The organism is Caballeronia sp. LZ032 (assembly GCF_031451315.1).
Lineage (GTDB): Bacteria > Pseudomonadota > Gammaproteobacteria > Burkholderiales > Burkholderiaceae > Caballeronia.
The window spans coordinates 179609-201117 of the sequence record NZ_JARUXP010000002.1; the positions used below are offsets into that span (position 1 = coordinate 179609).

22 protein-coding genes are annotated in these 21509 nt (G+C 65.3%); 9 read left to right on the forward strand and 13 right to left on the reverse strand.

Going from position 1 to position 21509, the window contains the following annotated elements; translation table 11 throughout:
• The first annotated feature begins 86 nt into the window (after positions 1 to 86).
• From QCE69_RS16415 to QCE69_RS16425, 3 genes are all read left to right on the forward strand, one after another.
• Entirely contained in the window at positions 87 to 4160 is a 4074-nt protein-coding gene (locus QCE69_RS16415) for a bifunctional nitrate reductase/sulfite reductase flavoprotein subunit alpha (RefSeq protein ID WP_309931874.1), read from the forward strand.
• 83 nt (positions 4161 to 4243) lie between these two features.
• Positions 4244 to 5014, forward strand: a complete 771-nt coding sequence (gene cobF, locus QCE69_RS16420) for a precorrin-6A synthase (deacetylating) (RefSeq protein WP_309931876.1) — start codon at positions 4244 to 4246, stop codon at positions 5012 to 5014.
• 13 nt (positions 5015 to 5027) lie between these two features.
• Complete coding sequence (locus QCE69_RS16425) at positions 5028 to 5801, forward strand: glucose 1-dehydrogenase (RefSeq protein WP_309931878.1); 774 nt, start codon at positions 5028 to 5030, stop codon at positions 5799 to 5801.
• Positions 5802 to 5830: 29 nt separating this feature from the next.
• On the opposite strand, the gene QCE69_RS16430 is transcribed toward QCE69_RS16425, so the two are convergent.
• The 5 genes from QCE69_RS16430 to QCE69_RS16450 form a co-directional block, all read right to left on the reverse strand.
• Positions 5831 to 6709 (reverse strand): NAD(P)H-binding protein, encoded by an 879-nt coding sequence (locus tag QCE69_RS16430; RefSeq protein ID WP_309931880.1) that lies wholly within the window; start codon positions 6707 to 6709, stop codon positions 5831 to 5833.
• Positions 6710 to 6784: 75 nt separating this feature from the next.
• Positions 6785 to 7357 (reverse strand): TetR family transcriptional regulator, encoded by a 573-nt coding sequence (locus tag QCE69_RS16435; protein ID WP_309931882.1) that lies wholly within the window; start codon positions 7355 to 7357, stop codon positions 6785 to 6787.
• 126 nt (positions 7358 to 7483) lie between these two features.
• Positions 7484 to 8056: a ProQ/FinO family protein gene (locus tag QCE69_RS16440; protein WP_309931884.1), complete on the reverse strand. Its 573-nt coding sequence runs from the start codon at positions 8054 to 8056 to the stop codon at positions 7484 to 7486.
• An 84-nt stretch (positions 8057 to 8140) separates the two neighbouring features.
• Positions 8141 to 8386 (reverse strand): hypothetical protein, encoded by a 246-nt coding sequence (locus QCE69_RS16445; RefSeq protein ID WP_309920423.1) that lies wholly within the window; start codon positions 8384 to 8386, stop codon positions 8141 to 8143.
• Positions 8387 to 8508: 122 nt separating this feature from the next.
• On the reverse strand, positions 8509 to 9366 hold the full coding sequence (locus tag QCE69_RS16450; RefSeq protein ID WP_309931886.1) for an oxidoreductase: 858 nt from the start codon (positions 9364 to 9366) through the stop codon (positions 8509 to 8511).
• A 121-nt stretch (positions 9367 to 9487) separates the two neighbouring features.
• On the opposite strand from QCE69_RS16450, the gene QCE69_RS16455 reads away from it, so the two are divergent.
• Both QCE69_RS16455 and QCE69_RS16460 read left to right on the forward strand, forming a co-directional pair.
• On the forward strand, positions 9488 to 10432 hold the full coding sequence (locus tag QCE69_RS16455; RefSeq protein ID WP_309920429.1) for a LysR family transcriptional regulator: 945 nt from the start codon (positions 9488 to 9490) through the stop codon (positions 10430 to 10432).
• 77 nt (positions 10433 to 10509) lie between these two features.
• Complete coding sequence (locus QCE69_RS16460; protein ID WP_309920432.1) at positions 10510 to 10854, forward strand: DUF1493 family protein; 345 nt, start codon at positions 10510 to 10512, stop codon at positions 10852 to 10854.
• Between the two features lie 4 nt (positions 10855 to 10858).
• Here the strand turns inward: QCE69_RS16460 and yghU are convergent, their stop codons facing one another.
• Positions 10859 to 11734: a glutathione-dependent disulfide-bond oxidoreductase gene (gene yghU, locus QCE69_RS16465; protein WP_309920434.1), complete on the reverse strand. Its 876-nt coding sequence runs from the start codon at positions 11732 to 11734 to the stop codon at positions 10859 to 10861.
• Positions 11735 to 11856: 122 nt separating this feature from the next.
• On the opposite strand from yghU, the gene QCE69_RS16470 reads away from it, so the two are divergent.
• Positions 11857 to 12471, forward strand: a complete 615-nt coding sequence (locus tag QCE69_RS16470) for a TetR/AcrR family transcriptional regulator (protein ID WP_309931888.1) — start codon at positions 11857 to 11859, stop codon at positions 12469 to 12471.
• 184 nt (positions 12472 to 12655) lie between these two features.
• A complete protein-coding gene (locus QCE69_RS16475) occupies positions 12656 to 13063 on the forward strand; it encodes a VOC family protein (protein WP_309920437.1) in 408 nt (135 codons plus the stop codon).
• 6 nt (positions 13064 to 13069) lie between these two features.
• Here QCE69_RS16475 and QCE69_RS16480 read toward each other — a convergent pair whose 3' ends face one another.
• Genes QCE69_RS16480 through QCE69_RS16490 form a run of 3 tightly spaced genes read right to left on the reverse strand, consistent with a single transcriptional unit; the run spans position 13070 to position 17242 of the window.
• On the reverse strand, positions 13070 to 14536 hold the full coding sequence (locus tag QCE69_RS16480; RefSeq protein WP_309931890.1) for an efflux transporter outer membrane subunit: 1467 nt from the start codon (positions 14534 to 14536) through the stop codon (positions 13070 to 13072).
• A 20-nt stretch (positions 14537 to 14556) separates the two neighbouring features.
• Entirely contained in the window at positions 14557 to 16122 is a 1566-nt protein-coding gene (locus QCE69_RS16485) for an MDR family MFS transporter (protein WP_309920445.1), read from the reverse strand.
• Positions 16115 to 17242, reverse strand: a complete 1128-nt coding sequence (locus QCE69_RS16490; RefSeq protein WP_309920448.1) for an HlyD family secretion protein — start codon at positions 17240 to 17242, stop codon at positions 16115 to 16117. Before QCE69_RS16490 ends, QCE69_RS16485 begins: the two co-directional genes overlap by 8 nt.
• Positions 17243 to 17433: 191 nt before the next feature.
• On the opposite strand from QCE69_RS16490, the gene QCE69_RS16495 reads away from it, so the two are divergent.
• Positions 17434 to 18099 (forward strand): TetR/AcrR family transcriptional regulator, encoded by a 666-nt coding sequence (locus QCE69_RS16495; protein WP_309920451.1) that lies wholly within the window; start codon positions 17434 to 17436, stop codon positions 18097 to 18099.
• On the opposite strand, the gene QCE69_RS16500 is transcribed toward QCE69_RS16495, so the two are convergent.
• Genes QCE69_RS16500 through QCE69_RS16515 form a run of 4 tightly spaced genes read right to left on the reverse strand, consistent with a single transcriptional unit; the run spans position 18100 to position 20695 of the window.
• A complete protein-coding gene (locus QCE69_RS16500; protein ID WP_309931891.1) occupies positions 18100 to 18480 on the reverse strand; it encodes a TraR/DksA family transcriptional regulator in 381 nt (126 codons plus the stop codon).
• A 19-nt stretch (positions 18481 to 18499) separates the two neighbouring features.
• Positions 18500 to 19303 (reverse strand): family 1 encapsulin nanocompartment shell protein, encoded by an 804-nt coding sequence (locus tag QCE69_RS16505; protein WP_309920458.1) that lies wholly within the window; start codon positions 19301 to 19303, stop codon positions 18500 to 18502.
• Positions 19296 to 20333 carry a Dyp-type peroxidase gene (locus QCE69_RS16510; protein ID WP_309920460.1) on the reverse strand — a complete coding sequence of 346 codons (1038 nt, stop codon included), beginning with the start codon at positions 20331 to 20333 and terminating at the stop codon, positions 19296 to 19298. Before QCE69_RS16510 ends, QCE69_RS16505 begins: the two co-directional genes overlap by 8 nt.
• Positions 20334 to 20374: 41 nt before the next feature.
• Entirely contained in the window at positions 20375 to 20695 is a 321-nt protein-coding gene (locus QCE69_RS16515) for a DUF6566 family protein (RefSeq protein ID WP_309920463.1), read from the reverse strand.
• Between the two features lie 256 nt (positions 20696 to 20951).
• On the opposite strand from QCE69_RS16515, the gene QCE69_RS16520 reads away from it, so the two are divergent.
• Positions 20952 to 21491 carry a DUF4142 domain-containing protein gene (locus QCE69_RS16520; protein WP_309920466.1) on the forward strand — a complete coding sequence of 180 codons (540 nt, stop codon included), beginning with the start codon at positions 20952 to 20954 and terminating at the stop codon, positions 21489 to 21491.
• The last annotated feature ends 18 nt before the right edge of the window (positions 21492 to 21509 follow it).

Consider the following 21509-nt stretch of genomic DNA (forward strand, 5'->3'; position numbering starts at 1 on the left):
GCGACCCCGACAACGGCGTCCACGGATTCTGTCTCCGACAGCATCCGGAGGACGCCTTTTTGTTTCTTAAGATCCGAACGATGGCGATGACGGCAAGAACGGTCGATACGGTGTGTCCGTACTGCGGCGTGGGCTGCGGGATGACGCTGCACGTCGAGAACGAGCAGGTCATCAAGATTTCCGGCAACAAGGATCATCCGGGCAACTACGGTCGGCTCTGCACCAAGGGCTCGTCGGCGCACGTGGCGCTGCGCAAGTCGGGCCGGCTGGAGAAGGCCTTCGTGCGGCACGCGCGCCATGCCGATCCCACGCCGATGCCGCTCGAACGCGCGCTCGACGACACCGCCCGCCGCCTGCGCGGGATCCTCGACACGCACGGTCCCGATGCGCTGTCGTTCTACGTCTCCGGCCAGATGTCGATCGAGGCGCAGTACCTCGTCAACAAGCTGGCGAAGGGCTTCATCGGCACGAACAACATCGAGTCGAATTCGCGGCTGTGCATGGCGAGCGCGGGCAGCGGCTACAAGCTGTCGCTGGGCGCGGACGGTCCGCCCGGCTCCTACGAGGACTTCGACCGCGCGAACCTGTTCTTCGTGACCGGCGCGAACATGGCGGACTGTCATCCGATCCTGTTCCTGCGCATGATGGACCGGGTGAAGGCGGGCGCGAAGCTGATCGTCGTCGATCCGCGCCGCAACGCCACCGCCGATAAAGCCGATCTCTTCATGCAGATCCGCCCCGGCACCGATCTCGCGCTGCTCAACGGCCTGCTGCATCTGCTGCACGCGAACGGCCATACGGACGCCGCGTTCATCGCCGGGCACACGCAAGGCTGGGACGAGATGCCCGCGTTCCTCGCCGATTACACGCCGGAGAAAGTCGCCGCCCTCACCGGCATTCCGGAAGGCGATCTGCGTCAGGCGGCGCAGTGGATCGGCGAGGCGCCCGAATGGATGAGCTGCTGGACCATGGGCCTCAACCAGAGCACGCACGGCACCTGGAACACGAACGCCATCTGCAACCTGCATCTCGCGACGGGCAAGATCTGCCGTCCGGGCAGCGGCCCGTTTTCGCTGACGGGACAACCGAACGCGATGGGCGGCCGCGAGATGGGCTACATGGGCCCCGGCTTGCCTGGCCAGCGTTCCGTGCTGGCGGAGGCGGACCGCGCGTTCGTCGAAGGCGTGTGGAAGGTGCCGCCGGGCACGCTGCGCACGGAGGTGGGCGGCGGCACCATCGACCTGTTCGCGCGCATGAAGACCGGCGACGTCAAGGCGTGCTGGATCATCTGCACGAATCCGGTGGCGAGCGTCGCGAACCGCGCGACGGTCGTGGAAGGCTTGCAGGCGGCGGAGCTCGTCATCACGCAGGACGCCTTCCTCGACACCGAGACCAACCGTTATGCCGACGTGCTCCTGCCCGGCGCGCTGTGGGCCGAGGCGGAAGGCGTGATGATCAACTCGGAGCGCAACATGACGCTCACGCAGAAGGCCGTCGAGCCGCCGGGCGACGCGCTGCCGGACTGGCAGATCATTGCGCGCGTCGCGTGCGCGATGGGTTTCGCCGACGCCTTCACTTATGCGAGCGCCGCCGAGGTGTTCGACGAAATCACGCGCTTCGCCAATCCGCAGTCCGGCTACGACCTGCGCGGCGCGAGTCATGCGCGGCTGCGCGAGACGCCGCTGCAATGGCCCTGCGCGCCGGAAGGCGGGCGCGAGCGCAATCCGATCCGTTATCTCGACGCCGCTACCGCGCGCCTCAGGTTCGCGACGCCGCATGGCAAGGGCGTGTTCTTCGCGCGTCCGCATGTCGATCCGAAGGAGCTGCCGGACGCCGACTATCCCGTCGTGCTGAATACGGGCCGCCTGCAGCATCAGTGGCACACGATGACCAAGACCGGCAAGGTCGCGATGCTGAACAAGCTGAACCCGGCGCCGTTCGTCGAACTGCATCCGGACGACGCGGCGTCGCTCGGCGTGACGCAGAAGGATCGCGTGGAGATCCGCTCGCGGCGCGGCCGGGCGGTGCTGCCGGCGGTCGTGACCGAGCGCGTGCGTCCCGGCAACTGCTTCGCGCCGATGCACTGGAACGACATGTTCGGCGACGACCTGTGCATCAACGCGGTCACGAGCGATGCCGTCGATCCGCTCTCGCAACAGCCGGAACTGAAGTTCTGCGCCGTGACGCTGAGCCGCGTCGAAGCAGAAGTCCACATCGACCGCAACACTCCCACTCCGCAGCAGGAAAACGCCATGTCCCGCCTCGACGCCCTTTCGACGCTCCTCGGTATCGGCGAGATCGCCGCGCCCGCGCTGAGCGACACCGACCGGCTGTATCTGGCGGGCTTCGTCAGCGGACTGCGTTCGGGCGGAAGTGAAGCGCGCGGCGTGCCCGTGTTGCCCGCCAACGCGCCGTTCAACGCCGCGACACGCGTCTGGGTCGATGGACTGCTCGCGGGTCTGTTCAGCCGTGGCGAAGCGCCGCCCTTGTTAGCCAGCACCGACGCGCCCGAGCCTGAACTGCAGATCGCGCATACGCGGCCCAAGGTCGCGTTGCTGTGGGCGTCGCAGACGGGCAATGTCGAATCGCTGGTCGAGTCCTACGCGACGCAACTGATGGAATCCGGCTTCGAGATCCGCACGGCGTGCATGTCCGACTGCGCGGTCGCGAGTCTCGCGAAGTCGCACTATGTGCTGCTGATGACCAGCACGTTCGGCGACGGCGATGCGCCCGACAACGGCCAGGACTTCTGGTCCGCGCTCAAGGCCACCGACGCGCCGCGCCTCGAGTCGCTGCGCTACGCGGTGCTGGCTTTCGGCGACACGAGCTACGACGCGTTCTGCGGTCACGGCCGCAACCTTGATGCGCGTCTCGCGGAACTGGGCGGCGTGCGGCTGCTGGCGCGGACCGATTGCGACACGGACTTCCAGACCGCCGCCGATGGCTGGCTCGCGCGGATCATCGCCCGCATCAAGGACGACGACGCGGCGCTGCACGCAGTGCCCGCGCAGGGCGCGATTCCCGATGTGCTGAGCCCAAATGCCGCGAGCAAGGCGCGTCCGGCGCCGTCACGGCTGCTGCGCAATGTGCGGCTCAACCATCCGGGCGCGGCCAAGGACACGCGCTCGTTCGCGTTTTCGACGGCAGAATCCGGCCTCGACTACGAAGCCGGCGACGCGCTGGGCGTCTGGCCGACCAACTGTCCCGAGCTCGTCGGCGAGGTGCTGAGCCTGACGAAGCTCGACGCCGATGCGCCCGTGCACGTTTCAGGCTCAGGCGAGATGCGGCTCGCCGATGCACTGGCCACGCATTACGAGATCGCCCGCCCGAGTCCGGAAGCGCTGAAGCTGATCGCGGCGCGCACGCCCGGGCCCGCGCTGAAGCAACTGCTCGGCGACGAGCGCAAGAACGAGCTGAAATCCTGGCTGTGGGGCCAGCAACTCGCGGATGTGCTGCACGAGCATCCCGCGTCGCTGTCGGCGGATGAACTGCTCGGCGTGCTCAAGCGCATGCAGCCGCGCCTGTACTCGATTTCGTCGAGCCCGAAGGCGCACGCGGGCGAAGTGCATCTGACCGTTTCGGCGGTGCGCTACGACAATGGCCGCCGCAAGCGCAAGGGCGTGTCATCGACGTTCCTCGCCGACCGCGCCCACGATGCCGACGTGCCGCTGTTCGTGCAGAAGAGCGCGCATTTCCGTCCGCCGCGCCAGGGCGACACGCCGATCATCATGGTCGGTCCCGGCACCGGCGTCGCGCCGTTTCGCGGCTTCCTGCACGAGCGCCGCGCGCGCGGCGACACGGGACGCAACTGGCTGTTCTTCGGCGAGCAGCATGCGGCCACCGACTTCTACTATCGCGAGGAACTCGAAGGCATGAGCCGGTCGGGCCTGTTGAACCGTTTCGACACGGCGTTCTCGCGCGACCAGCGCGACAAGGTCTACGTGCAGGACCGCATGCGCGAGCAGGGCGCCGAGCTCTGGTCGTGGCTGCAGGACGGCGCGAACTTCTACGTCTGCGGCGATGCGAGCCGCATGGCGAAGGACGTCGATGCCGCATTGCGCGAGATCGTCGCGCGGCATGGCGGACTTACGGACGAGCGGGCGGCGGAGTATGTGTCCTCGCTCGCGCGCGACAAGCGTTATCTGCGCGACGTGTATTGACCTGGGCGTTGGCCTGAGCGGCGGGCCCTCGCGTTGAATGCCGTTACACTCCGTGCTCACGGTTCGGAAAGTTGGAGCATGGAGTGAAGCGAATCCTCATCATCGGCATCGGGGCGGGCAATCCGGAATACGTCACGGTTCAGGCCATCAACGCGCTGAATCAGGCCGACGTGTTCTTCGTGATGGACAAGGGCGAAGCGAAGGCGAAGCTCATCGCGCTGCGTCGCGAGATCATCGAGCGCTATGTGAAGGAGCGCGACTACCGGATCGTCGAGGCGACCAATCCCGAGCGCCGGCGCGATACCGCCAGCTATACCGATGCCGTCGATATCCTGAACCGCGACAAGCAGGCCGTGTTCGAGCGGCTGATCGGCGAGGAATTGCGCGACGGCGAATGCGGCGCGTTCCTCGTCTGGGGCGATCCTTCGCTGTATGACAGCACGATGCGCATCGTCGAGGCCATCGTCGCGAGCGGGCGGCTGGCCTTCGAGTATGAGGTGATTCCGGGCATCAGCAGCGTGCAGGCGCTGGCGGCGAAGCATCGCGTGGCGCTCAACGCGATTGGCCGCGCGGTGGAGATCACCAATGGCCGGGGCATCGCCGAAGGCTTTCCCGAGCGCGCCGACAGCGCCGTCGTGATGCTCGACGCGCAGAACGCGTTCCGGCAACTGGCGCACGAGGATCTCGACATTTTCTGGGGCGCGTATGTCGGCACCGACGACGAGATCCTCATCTCCGGCCCGCTGCGCGACGTGATGGACGAGATCGAGCAAGTGCGCGCCGAAGCTCGCGCGCGGCACGGCTGGATCATGGACACCTATCTGCTCAAGCGCCGCACGCCGTCGCGCGACTGACACGGAGACCCTCTTGAACCCCATTCTCAATCTCTTCGATCTCACCGGACGCCGCGCCTTGATCACCGGCTCCAGCACCGGCATCGGCTTCGCGCTGGCGCGCGGTCTCGGCGGCGCGGGCGCGCAGGTCGTGCTCAATGGCCGCGATCAGACGCGCCTCGACGAAGCGCTCAGCCAGCTCCGCGCCGAAGGCATCACGGCGCAGGCGGCGCGGTTCGACGCGACTTCGCCGGAACAGGTGACTGAAGCGATCGCGCGCATCGAGGCCGACAGCGGTCCGATCGACATTCTCGTCAACAACGCCGGCATGCAGCGCCGCGCGCCGCTGGAGACGTTCTCGCACGAGCAATGGCGCACGCTGATGCAGACCAACGTCGACAGCGTGTTCCTCGTCGGGCAGGCGGTGGCGCGCTTCATGATCGGGCGCGGCGCAGGCAAGATCATCAACGTCTGCTCGGTGCAGAGCGAACTCGGGCGGCCGAACATCGCCGCCTATACCGCCACCAAGGGCGCGGTAAAGATGCTCACCAAGGGCATGGCGATCGACTGGGGTCCGCACGGCATCCAGGTCAACGGCCTCGGGCCGGGCTATATCAAGACCGAACTGACCGACGCGCTCGTCAACGACGAAGCGTTCAGCGCGTGGCTGATCGGCCGTACGCCGTCGCGCCGATGGGGCGATGTCGAGGATCTCGCCGGCGCGGCCGTGTTCCTGGCCAGCGACGCGTCGCGCTTCGTGAACGGCCACGTGCTCTACGTGGACGGCGGCGTGACGGCGACGCTGTAGGGCGTTTTGGGGCGGCATACGCCCTTGCTTCACTCGAATGCCGCGCGATTCGCCTCGACGAATTCGCGCACGGTCTGCGGCGCCCGCCCCGTGATCTCGCCAATCACGCCGTCCGCGCCCGCGAAGATGCCGTTCTGATAATCGACGGCAATCGCGACGAAATGCTGGATCATGAATTCGGGCAGCTTGTAGTGCTCGAGATGCTTCCGGTAGTCGTCGAGCGACGAAGGCTGGTAGGTGACCGTGCGGCCGAGCGTTGCGCCGATTTCATCGGCGATCTGCTGCTGAGTCATTTCCACCGGCCCGCACAAGGTGACCGTCTTGCCGATATGCCCTTCAGGCTGCGTGAGCACGGCGGCGATCAGGCGCGCCTGGTCTTTGGCGGCGATCGGCGCGTGACGTCCTTCGCCATACGGCAGCGTGATGACGCCGTCGCGCACGATCTGGTCGCGCACCCACGGGAAGACCAGCCATTCGGAGAAGAAGGTCGGACGAATGTGCACGACAGGCACGCCCGACCAGTCCAGCACCCGTTCCGCGATCCAGTGGTCGCGCGCCGCGTGGCTCTGCGAATCCTTCCGCGCCGAAATCTGCGACATCTCCACGACCACGCCGACGTTCGCGCGCCGCGCCGCGTCGGCGAAATAGGCGGCGGCCTGGATATAACCCGGGCGCACCGGATAGCACAGATAGGCGCCATCGACGCCCTGCATCGCGCGGATCACGTCGTCGTGTTCGAGCAGATCGCCTTCCACGATCTCCGCGCCGGCTTCGCGCAACGCTTCACTGCGCTCGTCCTGCTGGTGTACGAAGGCGCGCACCGCGTGCCCCTGATCCAGAAGCTGACGGATGGTATGGACGCCGGTCTTGCCGGTGGCGCCGGTGATGAGATAGGTGCGTCGTTGCATGATGCGTTCTCCGCAGTTGAAGTGTATATGCACTTTTGAGGCGATATGAAAGGCCCGACAGGCGGGCCAACGGGGTTACAGCGCTTCGAGATGTCGTTGTACGTCGTGCAGGAGGGCCGTGGAGGCTTCCGGGTCGCCGATGATGCGCGCCATGGTGACGGCGCCGATCATCGCCGAGAGGGCGAACACGGCTTCGGATCGCGCCGCCCCGCGATGCCGGCGGCGAATGTGTTGCGCCATCACGTCGACCAACTGGTCGAAGCCGTGCGCGGCGGCGGCGCGGGTGTCGTCGTCTGCATGCGCCAGTTCGCTGCCCATGCCGGCGAGCGGACAGCCGTGCCCGGGCGCGTCGCGGTGCTGTTCCGACACGTAGGCCGCGACGATCGCCTGGAAGGCTTCCTTGCCCGCGAGTGCGCCGGCGGCGGCATCGAGCGTGCCGATGACGTCGCCGATGCCGGCTTCACAGGCCTCGGCGACCAGTTGATCCTTGGAGTCGAAATGCCGGTAGAACCCGCCGTGCGACAGCCCGGCGGCCGACATGATGTCGGCGACACCGGTGGCCTGAATGCCTTTCGAGCGGAACGCGCGTGCGGCGACATCGACGATGCGCTGGCGTGTTTCAGCTGTTTCGGCGTTGGATTTACGCATGGCGTGCCGCTCCGTGACTGGATGTTTTAGATGATAGGGATCATCTAAAACGAAGTCAAATGCGGCAGAGGCAAGAATGAATTGCGCGGCGGCGCAGGCGGCGAATGCTGCCGCTGCGCCGCTGGATCAGGCGCTGGGCTTGGCGTCGGCTTCGGGGCCTTCCGGCGCTTTCGGCGCTTCGGCTGCTTTCGGCGTTTCCGCCGCCTTCGGAGCCGCTGCGCTGCGCGCCTGGCGATTGTTCTCCAAATACACGGCGCGCGCCGCGTCGGCCGAAGTCACTTCGCCTGCTGCGGCGCCGGTCAGGTCCACACGTGCCGCGCCTTCCGCGAGGCTCGTCCAATAGCGATTGCCCCGGCACCACACCTTGATGGCGGCGCGCAGTTCGCGCTCGCTCAGCTGCAACTCTTCGGCGTGTTTCATCAGATCTTCGAAGATGCCAACCTTGAGCGGCTTCTTCGGCGCGGGGTTCTTCGGGAAGGCGAGCGGGAAGCGCTTTTGCAGCTTGCCGATGGTATGCACGACCGGATCCACGGGCTTCGCGGGCGCAGCCGGCGGAGGAGGAGGCGTGGGCGCAGGCGCGCGCCGCGCGCGAGGCGGCTTCTTCGCCTTGGCGGCCTTGCTTTGTGCCGCTTCCTGCTCGGCTTGCCTGGCCTGCTGCGCGAGTTGTTTTTTCAGTCCTGCGAGTTGTTCGAAGCCCATTACTTCCTACCTGTGGAAAACGTACGCCGATTTTATCAGCCCCGATCGACGCTTTCCCGGACCGGGCCTCGCGCCGTAACCGTTCTAGGTGTCCGAAGCGGGATCGTCGGCGCCGAGCCGTTCGAGCAGTTCCTCGACCTGCTGCAACTGCTTCGGCAGCAGATCCCCGGCGCTGCGAAGCTTTTTCAGACGCTGCCGCCAGTACGCAGGCGGCAGCGCGGGGTGATCGTCCCGCGCGGACGACTCGATCGCAAGCCGCAGATGCGCCAGATCGGCGTCTGTAAGGGCGAGGCGGCGGGCGTCGGTCAGTCTCTGTTTTTTGCGGTTCATGCCGCTTTTCTGTGTGCTTTTAATAAGCTCCTATGGTGCATGGAGTGTCCACAGGGCGCATACCCTACTTTCGTAGGTGCACGAAAGCAGGGGCGCGCTGACTTGTCGTTGCAACAAAACGCTCAGACGGCGAAGTCGGTGGAGCTGGACAGCGTTTGCCACGCGGCGGTTTCGGCCGTGACGTACGCGTTCTTCTCCGCGATCGCCCGCAGCGTGTCCGTGCCGAGCGCGAGGCGCAGTGGCGGGTTGGGCGCATCGGCAAGCGTGACGAGCGCGGCGGCGAGCTTCTGTGGATCGCCAGGCTGGTTGTGATTCATCTCGACGGCCAGACGGCGGATCTGTCCCGAAGTCGCGTCATAGTCGCCGATGACCTCCTGGCCGACCGTCAGCGACGACGCGTCCAGGAAGTCCGTGCGGAAATAGCCCGGCTCGACGACGGTGGCATGCACGCCGAGCGGCTGCAATTCCGCGTGCAGCGCCTCGGTGATGCCCTCGACGGCGAATTTCGTCGAGCAATACACGCCGAAGCCCGCCGCCGAGCGATAGCCGCCCACCGAGGACATGTTCATCACGTGTCCGGCGCGCTGGCGGCGCATGACGGGCAGCACGGCGCGCGTGACGTTGAGCAGCCCGAAGACGTTGGTGTCGAACATGCGGCGCACGTCGGCATCGCTGGATTCCTCAATGGCCGCGAGCAGGCCGAAGCCGGCGTTGTTCACCAGCACGTCGATGCGGCCGAATCTGCCGATGGCGGCTTCGACGGCGGCCTTTGCCTGGCCTTCGTCGGTGACGTCCAGCCCGACCGGCAGCAGGGCGGGCGATTCACCCAGGCGTTCGGTGATGGCCGCTGTGTTGCGGCCGGTGGCGACGACGGCGTGACCGGCGTCGAGCGCGGCTTGCGCGATCAGGGCGCCCAGTCCGCGCGAGGCGCCGGTGATGAACCAGACGTGCTTGTATTGCGAGGTGTTGACGTTGCTCATGTTGTGCTCCGTTGTGTCGGTGGTGAGGGTGTAACGAAGCTTAGGCCGACGGATTCGCTCAAACTAGTGAGGCAACGTTAGACTGATAATCAACTTTTATTTGCGAATCGGGAGTCCGGCGATGAACGAAGTCCGCGCGATTTCTATCTTCGTGCGCACCGCGACGCTGGGCAACCTGCGGCGGGCGGCGGTCGATCAGGGCATCTCGCCGCAGGCGGCGAGTCACGCGGTGATGCAGCTGGAAAAGTCGCTTGGCGTGCGGCTGTTTCATCGCACGACGCGCAAGCTAAGCCTGACGGAAGAGGGGCAGCGGCTGTTGCAGAGCGTCGAGCCGGCGCTTGCGGTGTTGACCTCCGCACTCGCCGATGCGCGCCGCGCCAAGGAGGAGATCGCCGGACCGTTGCGCATCAGCGCGCCGAAGGCGCTGAGCCGCGCGCTATGGCCTTCGGTGCTCGAATTCGCGACGCTTTATCCGGACGTGCAGCTCGACGTCCGTTTCGATGACCATTTCACCGATCTGGTCGAGGAACGCGCGGATGTCGGCCTGCGCGGCGGCTCGCCGCCGGCGGGCGGTGCGATCGCGCGGCGGCTGGTGCCCATTCAGCTGATCGTGTGTGCGTCGCCGGCGTATGTCGAACGGCATGGCGCGCCGCGCACGGTCGACGAACTCGCCGCGCATCGCTGCACGGGATATCGGCGGGCGAATACGGGAAAGCAGGCGCCCTGGGAATTCATGATGGGCGACGAGATCGTGTATCGGGAAATCGAGGCTTCGCTGTGCGCGAACGATGTCGACGCGGAAACGGACACCGTGCTCGCGGGGCTGGCGATTGGCCAGTTGGGCAGCTTTTCGGCGGTTCCGGCAATTCGCGACGGGCGGCTCGTGCCCTTGCTGACGAAACATCTGACGCAGCGCGAAGCGATCTATATCCACTATCGACGGCGGACCGAGCAGCCATTGCGCGTGCGAACCTTTATCGATTTCATGATCGAAAAGCTTGCTGATAACCGGGATTTTTATCTGACGGCGGCGGAGGTGCGGGGAGGCGGGCAGGTGGGGCGGTAGTTATACAAAATTTTTTTATGCGGTGGCGGTGGTGCGGTAAAACTCTTCAGCACGATCCATGGCCGGAGAGGCTTCCATTGCTGACGTCACTTGAAGCATTCATCAGAAAAGAAGCGTGTATCGCTTTGGGAAAGCCAATTACGCGCGATATGACCATCGCATTCGACCTCGGCCAACAAGGAGACGATGCCGATATCTTCATGCAGCGTTTCTTCGAAGCATTCGAGGTCGACGAAGGCGACTACGATTTTCGTCGCTATTTTCTGATGGAAGGCGACGGCGTTCTCTACCACCTCATTACGCGATTCATTCTGCGAAAACGCCACTCGACAACCAAAGAGCCGCTAACGGTAGGCATGCTATACGACGCCATGGCTCGCGGCAGGGGGGATGCCGCATCGCTCGCGACGCATGCCGATTGACCGTCTACTCCGCCCCCGCCAACTTGTCCTGCGTGCGCGTCTCGAAGTCGCCCGCATCATGCCGTTCATGCAACTGCTCCGACGGCTCGCCAAACGTCCGATTGACCATACGGCCACGCTGCACAGCAGGCCGCGCGTCAATCTCGCTGGCCCAGCGCTGCACGTGCTTGTATTCATCGACGGCAAGGAACTCCGCCGCGCCGTACAACCGGCCCTTCGCCAGCCCGCCGTACCACGGCCAGATGGCGATGTCGGCGATGGAATAGTCATCGCCCGCAATGTAGCGATGCTCGGCCAGACGCTTGTCGAGCACGTCGAGCTGACGCTTCGTTTCCATGGCGAAGCGGTCGATCGGATATTCCATCTTGCTCGGCGCATACGCATAAAAATGGCCGAAGCCGCCGCCGAGATACGGCGCGCTGCCCATCTGCCAGAACAGCCAGGACAGCACTTCGGCGCGTTCGCTGAAGTCGGTCGGCACGAACTCGCCGAACTTCTCCGCGAGATACAGCAGGATCGCGCCGGACTCGAACACGCGCACCGGCGTGGGACCGCTGCGATCGACGAGCGCAGGAATTTTCGAGTTCGGATTCGCGCCGACAAAGCCGCTGCCGAACTGGTCGCCATCGCCGATGCGGATGAGCCACGCATCGTATTCGGCGCCCTTGTGACCGCGCGCGAGCAGTTCCTCCAGCATCACCGTGACCTTCACGCCATTGGGCGTGGCCAGCGAATAAAGCTGCAACGGATGTTGTCCGACAGGAAGCGGCTTTTCGTGTGTCGGTCCGGAAATCGGACGATTGATGCTGGCGAACTGGCCGCCGTTGTCCTTGTTCCAGGTCCAGACCGTGGGCGGCACGTACTCGGGGGTCTCGCTCATGTTCGAAGCTCCTGCGCCAGATGAATGAGTTCCGGCGAGGTTAGCAGGTCGCCGGAAACGCTGCTTGGACGGGCCGCGCTCCGGCCCTTTGTACAATCGACGCGGTTTCACAGGAGAGATTCATGAGCCAGCAGCGCCCATCGCACAAAGCTTTCCGGCCTCGCAAGCGGCCGGCTCAGTCGCGCTCGGAGGCGACGGTGGCGTCCATCGTCGAGGCCGCGGCGCAGGTGCTCGAAACGGAAGGCTTCGAAGGATTCAACACGAATGCAGTGGCGCAACGCGCGGGCGTCAGCATCGGTTCGCTTTATCAATACTTTCCGGGCAAGGATGCGCTGACCGTCGCGCTGATCCGGCGCGAAACCGGACGCTTTCATCAGGACGCGCTCACCGCGCTGACCAAGCGTAGCGGCAAGGCGGCGCTCGAGTATCTGATCGGGGCCGCCGTACGGCAGCAGTTGCAGCGGCCGATGCTCGCACGCCTGCTCGACATCGCCGAAGGGCGCCCCGCGATACAGCTCGAAGTGGACGGCTCGCAGATGAATGACCTGGTGATGGCGGTGGTGAAGCGCGCCGCGCCGAAGCATCCTCGTCCGGAGGTCGCGGCGAGCGATCTGTTCGCCATGCTTCACGGCATGGTCGATGCGGCTGGCGAACGCGGCGAAACCGATCTCGACGATCTCGAACGACGCGTGCAAGCGGCGGTGTTCGGTTATCTGGCGCGAAGCGTCGGCGATTGAATGTGAGCAAGCGATCCTCCGCTTCGGCTCGATCAAAAGAAAAAGCCCTCGAAAAAGGGCTCTTTTGCATTTTGAAGCGCCTCGCCAAAGCGAGTAGTGAATGTGAGCTTTTGCTTATATTCTGACTGTCATGGAGCGACGGCGGCAAGGGGCCGCACCGGCTCTACTCCTTGAGACACAGACCATGACAGACTCGATCAAGAGCATGAAGCTCAATCACCTCAGCTTTCCCTCGTCCGATACCGCTGCAACCGCGCGCTTCTTCGAACACTATCTCGGCTTCACGATCGCGGGCAGCTGGGAGCAGTCGTATATCCTCAAGCGTCCCGGTTTCGATGTGGTCATCGATCATGTCGGCGATCACACGCCGTCTTATCCGCGTGCGTTTCACGTCGGTTTCGAGCTGCCCACGCTCGATGACGTCCAGGCCTTGCATGAACGCTTCACGGCGGACGGCGTGGAAATGGAAACCGCCGTGTTCAACAATGGGCGCGGTTCACGTTTCTTCTGCCGCGCGCCGGGCGGCGTAATGTTCGAATTGAACACGCGCTCGGACGCGTCAGCGGAATATCGCGGAACGTTCGACGAGTAAGGCGCCTCACGCGCCGCGCGGGTCCTGCCAGCCGAGCCCGAGGCTCTTTTGCAGCGACACGAAATCCTTCAGCAGTTCGGCCTTCGCCGCGACCACGTCCTGCTGCGCGGCGAACTGCGTGCGCTGCGCGTCGAGCAGATCGATGAGTGTCGACACACCCGCGCGGTAGCGTTGCCGCACGAGCGTGGCGGAGCGTTCCGCCGACGCCTCCACCTGCTGCAAGCGCACCACATGCTCGCGCTGATTGCCATAGCGCGACAGCGACGAATTCGCGTCCTTCAGCGCGCCGAGCACGGTCTTCTCATAGCGTGCCTCGGCTTCTTCGCGCGAGGCCCGAGCCGTATCGACGCTTGCCGCCGTGCGCCCGAAGTCGAACAGGTTCCATTGCAGATATGGCACGCCGACCCACGAGAAATTCTGCTTGCGCAACAGATGCCCCGGGTCGGCCGCCGAGAAGCCGATATCGCCGAGCAGCGACACCTTCGGGAAATAATCGGCGATATGCTCGCCGATCTGCGCGTTGCTCGATGCCAGCCGACGTTCCGCCGCGCGGATATCGGGCCGCTGTTGCAGCATCGCGGCGGGGTCGCCGATGGCCACCGTCGCCGGCAGCACCGGCAAGGGCGCGCGCGCAGCGAGTTCGCCATCGAGCGCGCCGGGCGCGCGGCCCGTCAGCACGGCCAGTTGATCCAGCGAATCGGTGATCTGCACCTGCAGGGGCACGAGCGTGGCGCGCGTGGTATCGACCTGCGTCGTCAGGCGTTCGACATCGACCTGTGCCGCCGTGCCGCGCGCGCGGCGCTGCTCGGTCAGGTCGAGCATCTGCTGCTGATACTCGGCCGTGCGTTCGGCAAGCGCGAGCCGCTCCTGCTGGTCGCGCAAGTCGATATACGCCGACGCCACCTCGGCCGCCAGCGACACCTGCGTGTCCGAGAGATCGGCGTGCACGGCGTCGGCTTCATCGGAGGCAGCCTCGATTGCGCGGCGCGTGCCGCCGAACAGATCGATCTCCCACGAAGCATCGAAGCCCACGGTATAGAAGTCCACCGGACCGCGTCCCGTCGATGCCGGCGCGCCGCTGTCATCCGACGAACTGAAGAACGACGTATCCGGCGAACGCATGCGCAGCGCCGCCGCCGAGCCCGACACCTTCGGCAACTCGTTGGCGCGCTGTCCGCGCAGTTGCGAGCGGGCCTGACGCAAGCGTGCCTGCGCCATCTTCAGATCCGGATTGTGCGTGAGCGCGGCATCGATCAGCGTGTTCAGCTGCGGATCGTTCAACGCCTGCCACCATGCCGCGGGCGCATGCGTCGCGACGATGCCCTCGGCCGGTGCGCGCACGAAGGCGCCGTTCCTTGCGGCGTCCGGCGCGATCTCGGGCGCACCGTGATAGTCAGGGCCGACCGTGCAGGCGGCCAGCGCGAACGCGGTCAGCGCAAGCAGGGCAGTGAAGCGGATAGTGCGAGGAAACATCGTTGAAGGATTCATCACGATCAGTGGCCCGCTGAGGGCGTCTCGCCGGCTTGCGCGCGCGGCGTCTTGAGCAAAAGCGCGAGCGGCAGGCATGCGAGCAGCGCGATCGCCAAAATATAAAAAGTCTCGGAGTAGGTCATGACAACAGCCTGCTGGCCGATCTGCACCGACAACTGCCCGAGTGCCTGCATCTTCGCGTGCGCCATGTCGCCGCCCTGCGCGAAGAAGCTGGCGGCGCTCGATGCCATGCGCTCCTGACCGATCACCGAATTGGCCGTCACGGACTCGCGGATCGCCGCTGTATGGAAGTCGTTGCGCCGGTCGATCACCGTGCCGATGATCGCCAGTCCCACCGAGCCGCCGAGATTGCGCGCCATGTTGTAGAGGCCCGCGGCATCGCCGGATTCCTCGCGCGAGACGGCGGCCATCGACGCCTGATTGAGCGGCATCATCGCGAGCATCTGTCCGAAGCCGCGCAGGATCTGCGACCAGAAGAAGTCATGGCCGACGCTCTGCGCAGTCAGGGAGATGTCCAGCAGGCAGCTTCCCGCGAAGAACAGCAGGCCCATGATGACGAGCACGCGAAAGTCCACCTTGCCCAGCAGGCGCGGCAATACCGGCATGATGAGGAAGGCCGGCACGCCCGAGACCAGCATGATCGCGCCCGACTGCAGCGCGTTATAGCCCGCAACGATGCTGAGAAACTGCGGCAGCAGGAACGACACGCAATAGAGCCCCGCGCCGACCGCGAACACGATCAGGATGACGCTCGCATAGCGCGGATTGCGCAGCAGCGAGAGCCGCACGATGGGCTTCTTCGCGATGAACTGCGAGATCGCGATCAGCAACATGCCGAAGAGGGTCACGCACGTGAGCGTGACGATCTCGCTCGACTCGAACCATTGATTGCGCTGGCCTTCCTCGAGCACGACCGTGAGCGAGCTCAGGCCGATGGCCAGTCCCGCAATGCCGATCCAGTCGGCCTTCAGGAAGGCTTCCCAGTGCGACTTCTCGGCCGGCAGTCCGGTGACCAGCAGCGCGACCAGCGCGATGCCCACCGGCACGTTCACGAAGAAGCACCATGACCACGAGATGTTTTCCGCGAGCCAGCCGCCGAGCACGGGGCCGAGCAAGGGCCCGAGCAGCACGATCAGACCGAAGATCGTCATGCCGACCGGCATCTGTTCGCGCGGCAGCCGCGTGCGAATGATGGTCTGCGCGGTCGGGATCATCGCGCCGCCGGTGAAGCCCTGGCCGATGCGGCCCGCGACCATCATCGGCAACGAATGAGAGAAGCCGCACATCACCGAGAACAGCGTGAACAGCACCGCATTGCCGAGCAGGAAGTTGCGCAGGCCGAACACGCGCGTGAGCCACGCGGCAAGCGGGATCATCACGATTTCGGACATCAGGTAGCCGGTCGAGATCCAGGTGCCTTCGGTGCCGGTCGCGCCGATCTCACCCTGGATCTGCGGCAACGCCGAGTTGGTGATCGAGATGTCGAGCGTGGCCATCAGCGCGCCGAGTGCGCCGGCCGTCACCGCAATCCAGTCGGTGGCGCTCGCGCGCGCGTGCGACTCACTCATGACGATTCTCGTCGGCGATGCGCTTGCTGTCGTCGGTGGCGGACTTCGTGTCGATGTCGACCGTCACCGACAGGCCCGGCAGCAGCACCTTGCGCGTCTCCGGACCGGTATCGACACGAATGCGCACCGGCACGCGCTGCACGATCTTCGTGAAGTTGCCGGTGGCGTTCTCGGGCGGCAGCAGCGCGAATTGCGCACCCGTGCCGGGCGCGAAGCTCTCGACGACGCCATGCAGGTCCGTGCCTTTCAGCGCGTCGACGTGCAGCGTCGCCGGCTGCCCGATGCGCATGCGGCCGACCTGCGTTTCCTTGAAGTTTGCTTCGAGATACACCGACTCGACCGGCACCACCGTCATCAGCCGCGTGCCGGGCTGCACATACTGGCCGACGCGCACCGTGCGATCGCCGACACGGCCCGCCACCGGGCTGAACAGCGTGGTGTCGTTGAGGTCGAGCTTCGTCTGATCCATTTGCGCCTGCGCCGCTTCCAGCTGCGCGCGCGCCTGGGCGATCTGCGCTTCAGTCGCGCCGATCTGCGTCGCCGCCGCGCGTGCCGCCGCGAGATTCGCGGTCAGCGTGGCGCGCGCCTGATCGCGTGTGGACACGAGGCTCGTGAGACGCTCGGCGCTCTCGGCGCCGGTCGCCACCAGCGGGCGATAGCGGTTCACGTCGTCTTCCGCGTGCGCGAGGCTGACGCGCGCCACTTCGGCCTGCGCCTTCGCCTGATCCGCGTTGGCATGCTGCTGCGTGAGTTCGGCCTGGGCGCGCTGGATGTCGGCGGCACGGGCATCGAGCGTGGCCTGCGCCTGATCCAGCGAGGCCTGGTACTGGCGCGTGTCGAGCTTCGCGAGCGGCGCGCCCGCAGCGACGGTCTGGTTGTCGCCGACCAGCACTTCCGTGATGTAGCCGCTCACCTTCGGCGCGATGGTCACGCTGTCGGCCTTGAGATAGGCGTCGTCGGTGGTTTCGATGAAGCGGCCCACCGTCCACCAGCGCGCACCCCACGCGATGCCCGCCACGACCGCAACGATGCCGACCGCGATCAGCAGGCGCTTGCGTGACGATTTGCCTTGGGCCGCGTCAGCGGGCTGGTCGCCGTGCGTGGGCGCTGTGACAGACATGTTTTCTCCGGGAGCTTTCGCGCTGCCGCCTGGGTGCGGTAGCCTTCGATGACGAGCAGGACGGCGAGCGCGCCTGCGGCAAGATGCCGGTTGCATTGCACTCGCCAAACTAGACGATGGCGTCTAGTATGCATGAATCTAGACGCCAGCGTCTAGTTCGTAAAATTGTGGAACGAAACAAAGGAACATGAATGAAGAAGCCCCGGTCCGGCAATGAAAGCGAACTGCAAGATCCGGAACGGACCAGCGCGGCCCGTTCGCCGTTGCAGGCGCGCGGGCGTGCGCGCATCGAGGCGGTGCTCGATGCCACGGCGGAACTGATCGTCGAGAAAGGGCTCACGGGCGTGACGATGCATGGCGTGGCGCGTCAGGCGCAGACGCCGATCGGCTCGATGTATCACTTTTTTCCGGACCGCGACAGCCTGTTGAAAGCGTTGTGGGATCGTCACATTGCCGCGTTCGGCGAACTCGAGGACGAGCTCGCGCAGACCGATACGGAGACGTGGAAGGCGTTGTCGCCGGCGGCGGTGATCGAGCGCATCATGAGTCCGCACATCCGCTACTTCGAGCAGCATCCGGATTGCCTGATCCTGATGTCGGTGATGCCGCACGACGACGAGAAGGGCAAGCGCAAGTCCGACATGCTGCGCCGCGTGCTCGATGCGCGCATGCCGCATGTGAAGCCCGCCGAGCGCGCGCTGTATGTGGAGATGATCCGCGCGCTGGCGGGCGGCGCGCTCGCGATCAAGCTGCGCCCCGCCATGGGCGACGTGCAGCTCGCGCAGCGTTATCTGCGCGAGGTGGAGCGGGCGTTGTCGGCGTATCTGGCGGCGGTGGAGGCGGCGGTATCGAAGTAATTAACGGCCCGCTTCGCGCCGCTCCTGTTCCTCGACGGTCAGGATGGCTTCCGGCATCGCATCGAGGCGCGCCTTTGGAATGGGCACGCCGCTTTCATCGGACAGGCCATACGTGCCCTCGGCGATTTTTTGCAACGCGCGCTGGATGTCGCCGATGCGCTGATCGTTCACGTCGCGCAATGCCTGATTCGCGACGTCCTGTTCCATGCGCTGCGCTTCGTCTTCGAATTCCTGTGCCTCGGAACCATGCTCGAGTTGCTGGCGCCGCTCGCCGGCGATGCCGCCTTCCTCGGTGCCGAGCAAATCATGCTGCATGGCTTCGAGCCGTGCACGTTGCTGCGCGATGTAGTCGTCGGTCAAACCGCTCTGGTTGATGGCCATGGTCGTGCTCCTTTGTACGCTATTCGCCCGTGGCGATGGACACGGACGCCTCGCTCGTCAGCATCAGGAAGGTCAGCGTTTCGCGCAGGTAGAGCTGGACGGTGGTGTCGGTATGGCTCGTGTAGCCGATCGACAGGTCTTGTCCGAGATACAACTCATAGTCGCCGCCGCGCGTCGACAGCACGCAGCCGCCCTGCAACGCGGGAGCCCACACCAGGTCGCCGCTGACGATGCGCTTGATGTGCTGGATCACGGGATAGCCCTGATCGCTTGCTTCGGCCAGCGCCGTGTAGGCATCCGCGCCGAGCAGCACGGAATAGGGGCCGTCGACGCCCGCGAGCCGCAGCTTCTCCAGCGCCTGGCTGATGGCGACGGGATAGTCGGCGACGTTGGTGGGCAGCATCGTCGCATCGTTCGAACTGCCCTCGCGTATGCCGACGATGCCTGCCGCCTTGTAGCCGTCGAAGATCGCGCTGTCTTCCGCGCGCGCGAGATCGCTCGCGGCGGTCTTGGCGGGCTGCCAGTCGCCGTCGTTCGAGCCGCGTTCGACGCTGTCGATGGACTCGCGCTGCAACGTGAACGGCACGGTGAGTTCGACGACCCTGCGCACGTCATGCAGCTTCGCCGTCACGCCTTGCGCGGGTGCGGCGATCGCGCTCTGATGTCCGGTGCCGATGGCCGACAGCGCGCTGCCGCCGGCCTCCTTCACATCGACCACACGCCGCCCCGCGACGGAGCGCTTGAAGGTGCGGGCGACTTCCGCTTCGATCTGCGACCATGCGGCGCTTGCGATCGGCGCGAGCTCTCGATGCAGGTTATTCATGTTGTGACGTTCCTTTGAGTGAGCCGATGTTCAGGGAGCCTTCGCCACGCTTGCCCGGTTCGGGTTCCGCGTTGGAAGCTACGGATTCGGAGGGGCTGCGGTCGGGCAGTTCGTCGAGCAGGTCCGCGGAAGGCACGAAGAACAGGCCGCCGGTGATGGCGCGGCTGTAGTCGAGCAGGCGGTCGTAATTGCCCGGCGGCCGGCCCACGAACATGTTTTCGAGCATCTGTTCGATCGGCTTCGGCGCGCGCGCATAGCCGATGAAATAGGTGCCGAACTCCTTCGCGCCCGGACGTCCGAAGGCCATGTTGTGGCGCAGGATCTTCACCTCGCGGCCGTTTTCGTCGATCGTCGTGAGCGAACTGTGCGAGCACGAGGGCTTGATCGAATCGTCGAGCTCGACGTCGGAGAGCTTCTCGCGGCCGATGATCCGCTCCTGCTGCTCCACCGTCAGGCCATTCCACGCCGCGAGGTCATGCAGGTACTTCTGCACCATCACATAGCTGCCGCCGGCGAACGGCGCATCTTCATCCCCGACGATGGTGTACTCCATCGCGCTGCGGCCCTGCGGATTCTCGGTGCCGTCGACGAAACCCACCATGTCGCGCAGGTCGAAGTAGCGAAAGCCATGCACTTCATCGACCACCGTGACCGCGTCGCCGAGCTTGGCGAGCAGTTGCGAGGCCAGTTCGAAACACAGGTCCATGTGGTCCGCGCGGATGTGCAGCAGGATGTCGCCCGGCGTGGCGATGGCGCGACGCTCGCCCGCGCCCATTTCAATGAACGGATGCAGTTGCGCGGGACGCGGCGCGCCGAACAGGAAGTCCCACGCGTCCGAGCCGAAGCCGCACACGCAGGACAGGTTCGCGGCCGGCGCGCGCGTGCCGACCGCGCGGACCAGCGCCGCGATGTCGCCGCACCATGAGCGGACGACATCGGCCTTGTCTTCGCCGCGCGCCACGGTGGCGACGAGGAAGATCGCACTTCGGGAAATCGGATTGCAGACGGCTTGCGGTTCGGGTGTGGGCATCGGGGAAGATATTATTTACTTGATGGGGTTGATCGGAAAGCTCACTTCGTGTGTGCGAAGACATTGCCGGACAGGCGTTCGGCTTCCGCGCTGAACCAGGTCTGCGCGTGACGGCGCGTGGCGAGCCACGAGCGGTCATCAGGGTGCTGGAGATGCTGGCGAATCATGCGGCGGGCGCGCTCGATGCCGTCGCGCACCGCTTCGTCGGAGGTGCGCCATTCGGGCTGCACGGTTTCGGGCCATGTGAAGGACGACTGGCCGTCGTGACGGACGGTCAAATCGGCGACCCAGGCGCCGCGCTCGTTGCGCCGTGTCGTAATGGAGATTTCATGGCCGGCATACACGTCAAGGGCAGAGTCCATCTGTTCCTCCGATGCGGTTACGATCATACGATTCGGGCGGCGCTGGGTGCGTTCTGGGCTGCGCTGTTTTGACCGGCCGCGAAACACGGATCGAGGGTACCTCAAGTCTGTGTGGTGCATATTGCAGACTGCAGGGTGGCGGGATCGGGCGCTTCATCCTATCGGTTTAGTTGAAGGTTTAGTTGAAGGCATGATTGCGGAAATGCACGCCGTCGTCGCGCGGCATTGCACATGATTGAACTTCGGGAGAATTTTTATGAAACGCCGGGGTGTGTTGATGACATTGCTCGCGCTGCCGCTTTTCATGACGCGCGCCCAGGCTGCGGACGGACATCTGAGCGAAGAGCAACGGCTGGGCATTGTCTTCGTCGCCAATCAGGCCGAGATCGCGGCGGCGCAACTGGCCTTGCAGAGATCGGGGTCGAAGAGCGTGCAGGTGTATGCGCGACGCATCATCACGGAGCATGGGCAGATGCAGCAGGAGATCGTCGCGCTGACCGGCAGCGCCGGCTCGCAGCCGCAACGCAGTGCGACGAGCAACGCGATGACGAAGCAGAGCCAGGCGGACCTCGCCCGGCTCGACGCGTCGAGCATGTACGACTTCGATGACCTCTATCTGGAGCGCGAGACCGGCTATCTGGGCCAACTCGTCAATACCGTCGACGACGGCATCCGCACGACAGGCAACGCCGATGTCAAGACGCTCCTCGCCCGCATGCGGCCTTCGTTCATTCTGCAACTCGATCAGGCACAGCGGCTGAAGATCCTGATCGGCAGCCGTGGACTGCGGCGATGACGTTCGACGCGCACGTCA

Bases quoted from the DNA above. Each gene is read 5' to 3' on its own strand.
- QCE69_RS16415 (WP_309931874.1), top strand. From the start codon at position 87: ATGACGGCAAGAACGGTCGATACGGTGTGTCCGTACTGCGGCGTGGGC.
- QCE69_RS16430 (WP_309931880.1), bottom strand. From the start codon at position 6,709: ATGCAACGACGCACCTATCTCATCACCGGCGCCACCGGCAAGACCGGC.
- QCE69_RS16435 (WP_309931882.1), bottom strand. From the start codon at position 7,357: ATGCGTAAATCCAACGCCGAAACAGCTGAAACACGCCAGCGCATCGTC.
- QCE69_RS16440 (WP_309931884.1), bottom strand. From the start codon at position 8,056: ATGGGCTTCGAACAACTCGCAGGACTGAAAAAACAACTCGCGCAGCAG.
- QCE69_RS16445 (WP_309920423.1), bottom strand. From the start codon at position 8,386: ATGAACCGCAAAAAACAGAGACTGACCGACGCCCGCCGCCTCGCCCTT.
- QCE69_RS16450 (WP_309931886.1), bottom strand. From the start codon at position 9,366: ATGAGCAACGTCAACACCTCGCAATACAAGCACGTCTGGTTCATCACC.
- QCE69_RS16455 (WP_309920429.1), top strand. From the start codon at position 9,488: ATGAACGAAGTCCGCGCGATTTCTATCTTCGTGCGCACCGCGACGCTG.
- yghU (WP_309920434.1), bottom strand. From the start codon at position 11,734: ATGAGCGAGACCCCCGAGTACGTGCCGCCCACGGTCTGGACCTGGAAC.
- QCE69_RS16470 (WP_309931888.1), top strand. From the start codon at position 11,857: ATGAGCCAGCAGCGCCCATCGCACAAAGCTTTCCGGCCTCGCAAGCGG.
- QCE69_RS16475 (WP_309920437.1), top strand. From the start codon at position 12,656: ATGACAGACTCGATCAAGAGCATGAAGCTCAATCACCTCAGCTTTCCC.
- QCE69_RS16480 (WP_309931890.1), bottom strand. From the start codon at position 14,536: ATGTTTCCTCGCACTATCCGCTTCACTGCCCTGCTTGCGCTGACCGCG.
- QCE69_RS16485 (WP_309920445.1), bottom strand. From the start codon at position 16,122: ATGAGTGAGTCGCACGCGCGCGCGAGCGCCACCGACTGGATTGCGGTG.
- QCE69_RS16490 (WP_309920448.1), bottom strand. From the start codon at position 17,242: ATGTCTGTCACAGCGCCCACGCACGGCGACCAGCCCGCTGACGCGGCC.
- QCE69_RS16495 (WP_309920451.1), top strand. From the start codon at position 17,434: ATGAAGAAGCCCCGGTCCGGCAATGAAAGCGAACTGCAAGATCCGGAA.
- QCE69_RS16500 (WP_309931891.1), bottom strand. From the start codon at position 18,480: ATGGCCATCAACCAGAGCGGTTTGACCGACGACTACATCGCGCAGCAA.
- QCE69_RS16505 (WP_309920458.1), bottom strand. From the start codon at position 19,303: ATGAATAACCTGCATCGAGAGCTCGCGCCGATCGCAAGCGCCGCATGG.
- QCE69_RS16510 (WP_309920460.1), bottom strand. From the start codon at position 20,333: ATGCCCACACCCGAACCGCAAGCCGTCTGCAATCCGATTTCCCGAAGT.
- QCE69_RS16515 (WP_309920463.1), bottom strand. From the start codon at position 20,695: ATGGACTCTGCCCTTGACGTGTATGCCGGCCATGAAATCTCCATTACG.
- QCE69_RS16520 (WP_309920466.1), top strand. From the start codon at position 20,952: ATGAAACGCCGGGGTGTGTTGATGACATTGCTCGCGCTGCCGCTTTTC.